The organism is uncultured Leptotrichia sp. (assembly GCF_938036635.1).
In the GTDB taxonomy this organism is placed as follows: Bacteria; Fusobacteriota; Fusobacteriia; order Fusobacteriales; family Leptotrichiaceae; genus Leptotrichia; species Leptotrichia hongkongensis.
Map to the genome: position 1 here is coordinate 1 of NZ_CALHQO010000234.1, position 12,993 is coordinate 12,993.

The following is a 12,993-nucleotide window of genomic DNA, read 5'->3' on the forward strand; positions in this document are numbered from 1 at the left end:
ATTTAAAAATCAATTTATTTTAATTTTTTTTTAATTAATATAAGAAATTTTTGTAAATAAAAAACAATCAAACTCACTTATAAAAGTAAAAGAATGATTGTTTCACTTAATAATTAAATTATTTTATTTATTTTGATTTCTAAGTTCTTCTGGTTTTTGTGATAATCCAGTTGATGGCCCTGTTTCTGGTAATTCTACTGCTGTTTCTTGCTCAGTTCCACCAAGTGTGTTTAAATTTGATAATGTTGTGTTTAATTTACCAAGTAAAACATCGATATTTTCTGCTGTTAAAACAATTTTTTCTCCATTTGCTGTTTTTTTAACTACAAATTTTGTAACATTTTTTGATTTTGGTTTTTCTTTTGCTTCAAGTTCTTCCTTAAATCTGTCTTCAACTGATAATGAATGTGTTCCATTGCTTGTAAAAGTATCTTGTGTCATTTTTTTGAAAACTTGTAAGAATATTTTTTCAACATCTACGTTTGTAACTTCAACAGTTACGATAGTAGTTTCATTATCTTGTTTTTCTGATTTAACTATTTTATATTCAAGATTTTTTAATAATGTCTTGAAAAGCAGTTCTTGAATTTTAGTATTGTATTTTATATCCAAATTTCCCTCAAAGCTGTCGTCTATTGCATATTTTGCCGCTTCTTTCATTTTTTCAGCCTTTACGCTATTAATAAATTTTGAAACTGTCGCATCAGGCCCTGATCCACAGCTAACTATACATAAAAGCATAAAAATCCCTAATAGTATTTTTTTCATCTATAACTCCCTTCTCTCTCTATTTATAATATTTTTTTATTATCTGTTATTTATTCTACATCATTTGAATTAATAAGTCAAGGAAGTTTTGAAATTTTGATAAGCAGTCAATAAATAAATTTAATTACCTTTTTATTTTCCAAATTCCTTTTCCAACTTTTTCATTCTTTTTACAAGTTCAGGCACTTTTCCCATGGCCATTTTCACTCTTAAATCCTCCATATGCTCACGAAGTGGATAACCAGACATCTGCTTTCCATCCGGCACATCATTAGTAACCCCAGATTTTGCAGCAATTACTACATTTTTTCCAATTTTAAGGTGTCCTGCCACTCCAACTTGCCCTGCAAGAGTTGAATTGTCTCCCACTTCTACACTTCCAGAAATACCGGTTTGAGCCACAATCAGACAATTTTCACCAATAATGTCATTATGTGCAATGTGAACAAGATTATCAATTTTTGTACCTTTTTTTATGATTGTATCTCCAATTGCACCTCTGTCAACGCAGGAATTTGCTCCAATTTCAACTTCCTCTCCCAATATTACGTGTCCAATTTGCTCAATTTTCACATTGTTTCCATTAATTTTTACAAATCCAAACCCATCAGATCCTATCACAGCTCCTGGCTGCAAAATTGTACCTCTTCCAACTTTTGTAAATTCTCTTATCGTAACATTTGAATAAATTATACAGTCATCTCCAATTTCAGTTCCTTCAAAAATTGATACATTTGGATAAATAACAACATTTTTTCCAATTTTTACATCGTGTCCAATATAAGTGTTTATTTTTGAGACATTTGCAGTTTCATCAATTTTTGCAGAATTTTCTATCTGATTTTCAAATGGCTTCAATTTAGGCTTGAAATAATTCAGCAGTATTGGCATCAATTCTCTCGGATTACTTTTTACAACAATAAAAGTCTTATTTGCAGGTAAATTTGGCAAATCAGGAACAATTACAGCACCTGCATTACATTTATCCATATTTTTCAACATTTTCTCATCAGCTGCAAATGTTAATTCCTTTTCATTTGAATGAAAAAATGGAGCAAGCCTTGTAAAATTTAATTCATCGTTTCCTCTGATTTCTCCGTTTATTAATTTTGCAATTTCTTTAATATTATACATTCTGGATCTCTCCTTTTTTATTTTTTATAAAATTATAGGGATGAAATTAATCACCCCTTATAATTATTTAAGTTTATATTTTTATTAGCTCAAAAAACTAGAATGATTGTCCAAAGCTAAAGTAGAACTTACCTTTATCTTTTTTCTCACCTTTTTTCTCAGGATCCATTGGCCAACCATAATCAAATCTTAATGGTCCAATTGGTGTATTCAATCTTACCCCAATTCCGTACCCTTTCTTAAGATCTTTGAAGTCATGAGCATCTTTTCTATTTGGTTTATAGATTTTCTTACCAGTACGAGGATCTCTTGACTCATTTTGCCAAGCGTTTCCTATATCAAAGAACGCTACTAGTTGTAATGTATCATTAATTTTTGTTCTATTTTCGATTGTCGCATGGAATTTATCAAATCCATCAAATGCACTATAGTCATACCCACGTACAGATTCAGCTCCACCTATACTAAATCTTAGTGCTTCTGGAGTACCACTTCCTGTTGTTCCCCAAGCTGCTCTATATGCCATTACATTCTTATCACCAAAGAATGTTGGATGGTAGGCTCTTAAATCTACTTCAAACTGATCATACTTTCTAGGATCTTTTATAAGTTCTCCTCTTTCGTACGCCATTGTTCCATAGAATCCTTTTGTAGGACTAAATTTATTGTCTCTTGTGTCATAAGTTAATATTGGTCCCATTGCGAATAATTTATATTTATCATTTACTTTCTTATTAGCAAATAATTCTTTATAATTATCGAATCTTGCAATAAATCTTACATCAATATCGCTATTCAATCCTTTACCAATTTGCCAACGTGTTCCAATTTTTCTAACTTTTTCTACTTCATCAGCATCAGCATTATCATCTACAGATTGAGTCCAGTAAAATGATCCTCCAAGCTGAACTCTTTCAGTTCCTTTTAACCAAGGATCAAACCAGTTAAGCTCAAATGTCTTGTCTCCTTTGTTTGAAGCAGAAAGAGTAGCAGAAGCAGACTGTCCTCTTCCTAAGAAATTATCATCAGATAATTTAAGTTCTCCTACTAATCCAACAGATGTTCCATAAGAAATACTTCCATTAATTGTAGTAGTTGGACGTTCTTCTACAAGTAATTTTACAACTCTTGCATTTGGATCATTTTCTTTCCCTTCAAACGCTGGAGTAATTTCAGTAAACATACCTGTTCTATAAAGCTCACTTATTGTAGATTTTATATTTTTAGTTTGGAAAACTTGTCCTGGTTTTATTTCCATATATCTTTCAAATACATAAGGTTTTGTTCTTAAAGTAGAACGTTTTGCAGATTGTCTTTCATTATCATTTTTTGAAGGAGCTTTCTGAACTTCTACAGAATCAACAATTCCTTCTGTTAAACCTATATTTACATTTCCTTCATTTGAAACATTTATCGTTTCAATTCTTGCAAGAGAATATCCATCTTTGTTATATAACTTAATTACTCCGTTTTCATCAGGATTCAATAAGTTTCCATTTAAGATTTCGCCTTTTTTTACACCCAATGCTTTTTCCAATTCTGAATTTTTGTAAAGTGTATTACCTTCAAAATTTATACTTTGAATAATTGGATTTTCCTGAACTTCATAAACTATTGAAACAGTATTATCGGTTTTTCTATCAATTTTTGGATCAACTTTTGCAAAATATCCTGAATTAAATATTTTTTGTGCTCCTTCAAGTGCTTTTTGAGGTATAAAAATATCTCCAGGTTTTACTGGCAAGTCTTTCAAATATTCTTCCTTGCTACGTATTTTTGTTCCTTCGATATCTACACTTGATATTGTGTATTCTGTTTCTTTTTTCATTTCTTCCTGAACTTTTTGTCTTTCCAGAATTGCTGCCGCATTTTCAGCTTCTGCAACTTCAACTACTATATTTACAGAATTCCCCTGAATCTTTGGATAAACATTTGCTTCTGTTATATATCCTAATCTTTTAAGTGACAAGTAAATATCACTCAAGCTTTTATTCGAATAATTATCTCCAGGTTTTACTGGAATTTGTGATAACAGATATTCAGAAGATATTTCTTTTGTTTGTGAAATTTGAATTGAACCAACTTTTAAATCGTCTCTTGTTTCAGCTTGAGTTTCAAATATATTGTTTTTTCCTTTTGCCTGACGAATCGAAGTTCTTTTACTCTTTATCTTCTTACTTTTCTCATCTCCTATTTCATTACCAATTTCTACCTCTTCAGGAGTATATTGAATCTTATTAACATCTGAAATTTGGTCTTCGTTGTCTTCTTTCTCTTCCACTTTATTGGCTGTACTATTTTTTCCATTATCTGCCAATTCTTTTGTTTCAGTTATTCTGCTTTTTTCTTCAGCCTGCGTTACCTTATTTACAGATACAAATAAAGTTACCGCAATAATCAAAGCATAAATTTTACTTTTCAATTTTTGGTTTGACATTTTTCCTCCTATTTTTTTAGCGTTTCAAGTTTTTTCTTTCTAAATATTTTTCTTAAAATATCTCCGAACGTATCAGCTCTTGTTGAAAAATCAATTCCAAAATAATAATTTATTCTTGACCCATTATTCATATTCGTACTTACTCTGCTTTTGTTTATACTTTCTCCTCCAACTCTTAAGTCTAAGCCATTTGTAACATTATAGCTCAACCAAGCATTGTAGCCAATTGGATCTTTTTCTTCAGAATTTGAATTCTGATATGGAAATTTGACTGATGCATTCCAAAATAGTTTATCCTTATATAAATTATCCTGTATTGTAAGTGTAGTTGCTGCACTATATTTTCCTGTTTTATCTGATTGTTTAAGATTTGTTGAAACAGAAAATTTAGATACTTTCAGTATATCTCTAATTTTACCAGTTACTGACGAAAAAATCAACTCATTTAATGCAGTATTTACTAAAGAGCCTGCAACGACTAATCCATCAGCTGAATTTTCTCCATTTTTTTCACCTGGTTTTTTAGGGGTATTTCCAACTACAGTATTAAATGCAAGTTGTGATATTATTTCTTCCCGAGTTTTTCCAGAAGATGATGAAAATTTAATTTCAGGAGAATTTATATTTCCACTTACATTTATGTCTATTCTATCTCCATTTACTACTGTACTCGCATCAAATATTACAAAAGGATTTGATATAGAGGATGCTGTACCGTTAGTCGATGGAGTAAATCTTATTTCTGCACCATCTATTTTAAAATCATTTCCGTTTACAGAAAATGAACCTCTTGTAATCATATATTCTCCATCTATTCCGATTTCCTTATTAGTATATGTGATTTCAGAAGCTCCTTTTATATTTCCTTTTATATCTCTTACAATACTTACATTAGGAATATTTATTTTCACATGGTTTCCTGTCCGTACGTTTAGATTAACTGTATACTGTTTTAATATTTTGTCAATTACTTCTTCAACAATTCCTTCTACAATTGTTTTTTCTTCCTGTTTTTTAGCTTTTTGTTCTGCTGAAGCAGTTTTTGATTCAGAATCCGTTCCGCCAAAATTTGGCAATTCACGAATTTCTGCATTATCAACGACAAAATTTCCGAATAGTCTATTTTCAGTAAACACTGCATCTCCAGTAAGTGCAAAGTCTATTCCTTTTCCATAATGAAGTCCAACATTATTAAGATTAGTATTTAATTCAAATTTCCCAAGTTCCAGCCTCTTCGTCTTCATAAAATCAGCAGGAATTGTTGGAACATCCAAATCTCCTGTTACTTTAAAAGTTCCACCGTTATATCCACCGTCTAACCGATTTACAACAAGTTTATTATTTTTCAAATCAATATTAGCATTTACATTGTCAACAAGTGTTAATTTATCTTTTGTCTTATAGTTAAATTTATCTAATAAAATATGCCCTGTTGTAGATTCACTTGAAATAACCGCATCTATGTTTGCAATCCCGCTTGCTTGTTCTACATCTTTATTAAGTTCTAAAAAATCAAGGTTAAAATCTTTTGCTAGCATAGAAACATTATATTTTATCGGTGAAAATTGAACATATCCATTTACAAGAAGTGGATTATCTTCATATTCTAAATAAAATTGACCGATATTCAAGTTTTTTTCATTAGCCTGCAAATCAATGTCAACATTTTTTACTGGGAATCCACTAAGTTTAATTTCATCCGATTTTATCTGAAGTCCAGTTACAAAATTTTCAAAACTTCCACGATACATAAATCCGAAGTCAATGTCTCCGCTATATCCTTTATCCTTCAAATCTTGTACAGAATCTAGTGAAAACTTTTGTTTCTCTATCCTATAATCAATATCTACATTTGCTAGATCAAATTTAGTATTTGTCTCAAACAATGTTTCCTGGTTATCCCCAATAAATTTAAGTTTCTGCAAATTAAACGTTCCATATTTGAATAATTTATCTATATCTCCATTAGAATATTCAAGTTCTGCAACAACATGTGGAATTCTATAAGTTTTAAAGCTCATATTACCAAGAATTACCTGTCCTGCCAAATTAAAGTTGTTCAAATCACCCTTTAAACTAAGATCTGATCTTGTTCCAAATGTTAAATCCTTCATTTTTAAAAGTTTTGGAATATCAGGCTCATTTAAGCTAATCCCAATGTCTGAAATACCAGTCTTCAAATCATAAGTTCCATATAGGCTGTTTTCACGTAAAGTTACATTATCAAAATTTACAACTCCGTCTTTTATGCTAATTTTTGCATTTGTATCACCTACATAGTTTGAATTTATTGACGTTATCGCAGATGGCATTGTTATTGCTCCTGAAAGTTTATCTACTGTTCCTGATAAATTTGCATCCAATGTTCCAACTTTTAAATTAATTTTTGGTCCAGAAGTATTGTAAAGCACATAATCTTTCAATCCAGCATTTATGTCCATTTTACCAGTTTTTATATTAAACTTACCGCTGGCATTTAAATTTTCATTCTGAATACTTGTGATATTTACAATATTGTCTTTTATTCTCAGATTTCCACTTACATTTTTAAGCCTCTGGTAACCAAACCATAATTCATCTACATTTGTATTAATTGTTATATCCAAATTCGCTAAATCATTGATTTTACCACTAGCATTTAATTTTTCATATTCTCCTAGATATTCTCCATAAGGGCTGTAAAGATTGTATGTTCCAGAAATTTTATTTCCGTTTCCACTAATTTTTGCTGTAAGTGTTGCTGGCAATTTTGCCTTATCCAATCCTTTGAAATTGTAGCCATTTGCTCTTAACAATTTTGCAATATCTACATTTTTAGGTAATTTTAATGAATAAGAATGTTTCATATCTGAAGTTGTAATTCCTGAGATATTTACCGTTCCGCCACCTTTTATTCCAGCTGTTCCATTAATACTGTAATTTCCATTATGTATTCTTATTCTAGCATTTACAGTGTTTACAAACGGCATTGACAAATCTTTTATTTTCGCATTAATATGTCCAGAACGCAGCACATTTTTTTCATTAAATTTTACAACTAAGTTGTCTACATCAGGATTTATTGTATAGTTTTTCCCACCATAATTTACAGTGAAATAACTATTACTTCTAGCATTTACCACTACTGTCTGTGCCTTCGGATTTACAACATAATTTCCATTCAGTGCTTTTGACCTTACTGTTCCTGTTATAATGTTCTTAGCAGAAATTTGGGCATTTCCAGTAATTGTCTTGATGTTAAAATCTGACCCTAGATTATTTAAGACATAATCCCCTGTTCCAGTTTTCTTTTTCAAGTCATACACAAATTTTCCAATTTTAACATCTTCATTAACTCTGAATCCTGAAAATTCCTGATTAAACAAAAATGCAGTATCAGTCAAAGTTAGTTTTTCATCAGCAATTTTCATATTAGTTTTTATATTTTGAAAATTATAATTTGAAATTTTTATATTATCTGAAGAAAATTTACCATTAAGTGTAGTTTTTTTGTTTTTGGTATCAGCATTTACTTCAAGATTTCCTGAAACCAATCCTTCAGCCTTAATTTTTGAATCCTTGATTATTTTATACCGTGCAACTTGCTCAAAAGGAAGTTTATCTGCAACTAATTTTAAATTTAATTTCTGATTCTGCACAAGATAAGTTAATGCTAGAGTTACTGGACTCTCATTTAATTTAGTATCGGCATTAACCGTAATCCTGTCTTTCTTCAAATCAATTACAGCGTTTACATTATCAATATCGCCATCTAGATCTACATATCTTAGTTTACCATTTTTAATTTTGAGACTTCCTAATGCTTGTGTTGTTTTCTTGATTTTATCATTTTCTAACTTTAATACACCAGTAAGCAGTCCACCTTTTGCCTTAATCATCTCAAGCGGCACATATTGTCCCAGCTCTTCAGTTATGCCAACATTCTCAAAACTAAAATTAAGCCTGAATTCCTTTCTTCTTTCATCACTGTTTTTTATTTTATCAAACATTGAATAAATCGACTGTTTAGACTTCAAAAGCTGTTTTAATTCAATTTTTACAGCCTCAACTGTTCCATCTTGATTTTTATTTCCAGAACCTTTTGCAACAAGTGAAAATCCTCTTGACTTGGCAGTTTCGAGTCTTCCATTCACTTTTGTCAATCTTTTTGATATTTTTTTATCAAAACTTGTATCTGTATAATTCAAAGTTGCATTATGAATATGAAGTTTCCCAATTCTGCTGGTTGGATCATACGTTTGTTTCTTTTTAGGATCTTTTTTTATTACATAAAAAATATTAAAATCGTTATTTTTTCTACGTTCCAGATTTACAGTCCCGTTATAGACATCAATTCTATTAAGCCGAGTTGGCATAAGCAAACTAATTCCAGCTGTAGTTCTTTTACCATCGATAACAACATTTCCAGCCATATCTTTAACCTTTAAATTGTCAATCTGAATTTTGTTAAATCCTATCAGCTTAACATCTTTAAATTCAACATTCAGTCCACTGCTTTTCAAGATTGAAGTCAACATGCTATTAAAATTTTTAGTTGAAATATATAACTTTAATCCAAATAAAGACATCAAAAGAAAAATAAATACAATTAAAGATTTCTTTATGTATTTCATCTCACGTTTTTTCTACCTCCTCTTCTATTATTTTGAAAAGGATAATTATTTTCATTGTCCTAGTTTTCTATTCTAATTTTCTTTCAGCATTTTGTATCCAAAAGAAAATATCCTTTTTATTTTATCACAATTTTGCATAAAAATCTATTATTATATGTGTTTTTTTCACTTAGAGTTCTATTATTTGGCATTTTTGCTATACTCATAAAAAAAATAAGTATTTTCAACAATAAAAGTCAAAAATACTTAAAATAATTTTTATATTTTTTTTACTCTGAACAATGGCTGTCCATATTCGACTTTTTGCTCATTGCTCACTAATACCGCTTCTATTTCACAGTCAAAGTCGCAGTTTATTTCATTCATCAGTTTCATTGCTTCTACAATACAAACTGGCTGTCCTTTTTTTACTGTATCTCCTACACGTACGAATGCAGGAGTTTCTGGAGAAGCCGCTGAATAGAAAGTTCCTACAATTGGTGAAGTGATAAAACTTTCTTCATCCGGTTCTTCCACAATTTCCGTTTTTCTTTCTATATTTTTTTGAACATTCTGAATTTCTGAATTATTTTCACGCTTTAAATTGATTTTTAAATTGCCTTCTTCTACTGTGATTTCTTTAAGCGTTGATTTTTCTATGATTTCTACTAATTTTTCAATTTGCTCTAAATCCATCTTAATTTTCCTTTCTGAAAAATATATTCAACTTTTCCTCAAAACCAAATTATAAAAATTAATAATTTAGAAAATTGAGTTAAAATAGCCTTACTTTTATAATAACTTATTCAAATAACGTCTCAAGCCTTTTAGACACAAATCTCACATCTAGCACTTCCTTGCAAGGTGCATGAATTTTTTTTCTAAACTGAGTAAATTCATTCATTTCTTCAATCAAAAGATTTTGTGCTTCTTCAACACTGATTGCTTTAAAACGAATTTTATGATCTGCTTTTCTTTGCACTAATTTTGGCAAATCTACTGTTGCAACTGTGGCTATTTTGGGATATCCTCCTGTTGTCTGCCTATCTGCCAGCAAAATAATAGGTTTTCCATGTGCAGGAACCTGTATAGCTCCCAATGCTATTCCGTCCGATATTATGTCAGCTGACTCTTTATGAGCAATATAAGGCCCTTCTATCCGGCATCCCATTCTGTCAAAGTCGTTTGTAATTGTAAATTCGCTGTTTAAAAAAGTTTTTTTACCTTCGTTTGTAAACAAATTATCTTGCGGTCCCATTATTACACGGATTACCTCATCTTCCTGATTAAATTCATCTAAATCAAGCGTTCTTGAAAGAAAATATGGTAAATACCGTCTTCTTATCCTAAAAGAAATATAATCTCCTTCTTTTAAATTACGTCCTTTAAAACCACCAATTCTACACTTTATGTTCGTAGAACGGCTTCCCATTATTACAGGGATATTTAAGTAGCACGAAAAAGCTATATAACCTCTTACGCCTGTTCTTGCACCTTGAAATTCAAGCACATCGCCTTTATTAATATAAATTGCAGTATACATTGGAGCTGGTTTTTTATTGATTAATGGCTGAAAATCCCCACCCGTTATTGCAATTATTGTTTCGCTTGTAAATTCAAGCGTGGGACCAATCATTGTAAATTCAAGCACAGCTTCATTTTCAGGATTGTCAATAAGCATGTTCGCAATTTTAAAGGAACGCACATCCATAACTCCAGATGTTCCAAAACCTTGACTTTGATATCCCGTTCTACCTATATCCTGAACAGTTGTCAAAAGCCCTCCCTTTAACACACGAAATCCCATTATTACACCTCCTCTTTATGCACAATGCATTCATATTTATTTTCTTCTACTTCTTTTTCAATTTTTTCAAATTCTGCTTCTGAAATTGGTACAAAACGTATATAATCTCCTGCTTCAAATAAAACAGGAACTTTTCTGTCAGAATCATACGTTTTTACTGGCGTCTTTCCAATCAATTGCCATCCTCCTGGTGATTCTAGGGGATAAATTCCAGTTTGAGCACCTCCAATTCCAACACTTCCAGCAGGGATTTTTATTCTTGGATTATCCAATCTTGGTGTATGAATCCTTTCATCAAGTCCACCTAGATACGAAAATCCTGGTAAAAATCCAAGCATATAAATCAAATAATCCTTTGAACTATGAATTTTTATAACTTCTTCAATTGAAAGACCTGCATTTTTAGCGACAAATTCCAAATCTGGCCCATATTCTCCGCCATAACAGACTGGGATTTCATATACTTTTTTAGTTTTTGACTTCATATCCAAATTTAATTTCATTATTTTATTCACTCTATTCAATAACTTTCCATAACTGATAACACGTGGATCATAATGAATAAGGAGCGAGCAGAATGCGGGTATCATATCCATTACCCCTTCTATATGCTGTTCCTTTATCAGATGTGCAAGTGAAGTAATTTTTCCATTTATCTCAGGCGATATAGTTTTTGGGAATTCAATTAAAATTGCTGAATCTCCTTCAGGAAGTATTTTTATGCCTTCCGACTGTTTCCCTGTCATTCTTATACCTTCTTTCTGTTTTAACTAAATAATTTTGCCAAGCTTCCTAGTGACACTACTCCTAAATAAGCTGTAATTAACACAACTATTATTCCCAGTATCAGCAACACTTTTGGATGTCTGTAATTTTCTCCCATAATTGATTTATTTTGTGAGGCAACTAAACAAATTCCTAAAGTTACTGGTAAAATCAATCCATTTAATGAACCTGCTAAAATTAATAATGTAGCAGGATTCCCCGCAATTGCCATAATAATTGTAGAAACAACAATAAATCCTATTATTACCCATTTTTCATGTTTTTCAATATTCTTGTTAAATGTTTTTAAAAAGGATACTGAAGTATATGCTGCACCAACGATAGAAGTAATTGCCGCACTCAACAGAACCAGTCCAAAAAATCTATATCCAATTTCTCCTGCCCCCTTACGAAACGCATCTGCTGCAGGATTTTCAGCTGCTAAAGACACTCCTTTAACTACTACTCCTAATATTGCTAAAAATAACAGAACTCTCACAAGAGTTGCAATTCCTATTCCCATAATAGAGCTTCTATTGATTTCATCCAGATTTTCTTCTTTTGTAATTTTGGCATCAATTAGTCTGTGTGCCCCTGAAAAAGTAATGTATCCTCCAACAGTACCACCAAGAAGTGTCAAAATTGCAGGAATTAAGTTTGAAATACTTTCACTTGGTAAAAAAGTATCTTTAACAGCAAGTCCAATTGGCGGTTTTACAATTAAGATAACAATAAATATTACGATTATCATACATCCACCAAGCACTTTTGTAAGTGTATCCATAGCCTTTGCCGCATTCTTCAATAAAAATATTGTTATTGCAACGCCACCAGAAATAAAATATCCCGCCATTTTAGGAATACCTAGCAATGTATTAAATCCCAATGCGCTTCCACCAACATTTCCAATATTAAATACAAGTCCACCTAAAGCTACAAGAAATGCTACAAAATATCCAAGTCCTGGCAAAAGTTTATTTGCTATATCCTGTCCACGCATCTCACTTACACAAAGCACACGCCACACATTAAGCTGAACAACCATAGAAAGCAAAACTGATATTAACACTACAAATCCAAAGTTTGCCTTATAGCTATTTGTAAACTTGGCAGTTTGTACTAAAAATCCAGGCCCAATTGCAGATGTTGCCATAATAAAAGCTGCTCCTAATAATACGCTTGTGTTTTTGCTTTTTTGCTTTTTCACATTTTCTCCGCTCATAATTCTTACCACCTTTTCTAAAATTTTTAAAATATTCAAGACTAAAACCTATAAATTCTTCTTGTTCTATCAGAATTTCATACGCAGTTTACTGTACATTTTAAGGCTATTGTTATTTAACTGTCAAAATTTTTTTACTGAAATTTTAGTCATAGAATATTTGGTATAATATGTTACAATTATAGTATATAAATTATATATTGTCAAAGGTTTAATAATATATTTTTTATATGTTTGATTGGCTTTTTATAATACTTAATTTTTCTTT

8 protein-coding genes are annotated in these 12,993 nt (G+C 30.9%); all 8 read right to left on the bottom strand.

Annotated elements, in window-relative coordinates; genetic code table 11:
• Positions 1-123: 123 nt before the first annotated feature.
• On the bottom strand, positions 124-768 hold the full coding sequence (locus Q0370_RS04525) for a DUF4878 domain-containing protein (protein WP_299572695.1): 645 nt from the start codon (positions 766-768) through the stop codon (positions 124-126).
• A 132-nt stretch (positions 769-900) separates the two neighbouring features.
• Positions 901-1,902 (bottom strand): UDP-3-O-(3-hydroxymyristoyl)glucosamine N-acyltransferase, encoded by a 1,002-nt coding sequence (lpxD, locus tag Q0370_RS04530; RefSeq protein WP_299572697.1) that lies wholly within the window; start codon positions 1,900-1,902, stop codon positions 901-903.
• A gap of 97 nt (positions 1,903-1,999) precedes the next feature.
• On the bottom strand, positions 2,000-4,339 hold the full coding sequence (locus tag Q0370_RS04535; RefSeq protein ID WP_299572700.1) for an outer membrane protein assembly factor: 2,340 nt from the start codon (positions 4,337-4,339) through the stop codon (positions 2,000-2,002).
• Positions 4,340-4,347: 8 nt separating this feature from the next.
• On the bottom strand, positions 4,348-8,907 hold the full coding sequence (locus Q0370_RS04540) for a translocation/assembly module TamB domain-containing protein (RefSeq protein WP_299572703.1): 4,560 nt from the start codon (positions 8,905-8,907) through the stop codon (positions 4,348-4,350).
• A gap of 303 nt (positions 8,908-9,210) precedes the next feature.
• Positions 9,211-9,627, bottom strand: a complete 417-nt coding sequence (gene accB / locus Q0370_RS04545) for an acetyl-CoA carboxylase biotin carboxyl carrier protein (RefSeq protein WP_299572705.1) — start codon at positions 9,625-9,627, stop codon at positions 9,211-9,213.
• A 106-nt stretch (positions 9,628-9,733) separates the two neighbouring features.
• Positions 9,734-10,738: a biotin-dependent carboxyltransferase family protein gene (locus Q0370_RS04550; protein ID WP_299572707.1), complete on the bottom strand. Its 1,005-nt coding sequence runs from the start codon at positions 10,736-10,738 to the stop codon at positions 9,734-9,736.
• Between the two features lie 2 nt (positions 10,739-10,740).
• Positions 10,741-11,484 (bottom strand): 5-oxoprolinase subunit PxpB, encoded by a 744-nt coding sequence (pxpB, locus tag Q0370_RS04555; protein ID WP_299572709.1) that lies wholly within the window; start codon positions 11,482-11,484, stop codon positions 10,741-10,743.
• 20 nt (positions 11,485-11,504) lie between these two features.
• Complete coding sequence (locus Q0370_RS04560; protein ID WP_299572711.1) at positions 11,505-12,725, bottom strand: NRAMP family divalent metal transporter; 1,221 nt, start codon at positions 12,723-12,725, stop codon at positions 11,505-11,507.
• Between the last annotated feature and the right edge of the window lie 268 nt (positions 12,726-12,993).

Excerpts from the sequence above, each read along its gene's own strand:
- Q0370_RS04525 (WP_299572695.1), bottom strand. The coding sequence starts at position 768 with ATGAAAAAAATACTATTAGGGATTTTTATGCTTTTATGTATAGTTAGC.
- Q0370_RS04540 (WP_299572703.1), bottom strand. The coding sequence starts at position 8,907 with ATGTCTTTATTTGGATTAAAGTTATATATTTCAACTAAAAATTTTAAT.
- Q0370_RS04535 (WP_299572700.1), bottom strand. The coding sequence starts at position 4,339 with ATGTCAAACCAAAAATTGAAAAGTAAAATTTATGCTTTGATTATTGCG.
- pxpB (WP_299572709.1), bottom strand. The coding sequence starts at position 11,484 with ATGACAGGGAAACAGTCGGAAGGCATAAAAATACTTCCTGAAGGAGAT.
- Q0370_RS04560 (WP_299572711.1), bottom strand. The coding sequence starts at position 12,725 with ATGAGCGGAGAAAATGTGAAAAAGCAAAAAAGCAAAAACACAAGCGTA.
- Q0370_RS04550 (WP_299572707.1), bottom strand. The coding sequence starts at position 10,738 with ATGGGATTTCGTGTGTTAAAGGGAGGGCTTTTGACAACTGTTCAGGAT.
- lpxD (WP_299572697.1), bottom strand. The coding sequence starts at position 1,902 with ATGTATAATATTAAAGAAATTGCAAAATTAATAAACGGAGAAATCAGA.
- accB (WP_299572705.1), bottom strand. The coding sequence starts at position 9,627 with ATGGATTTAGAGCAAATTGAAAAATTAGTAGAAATCATAGAAAAATCA.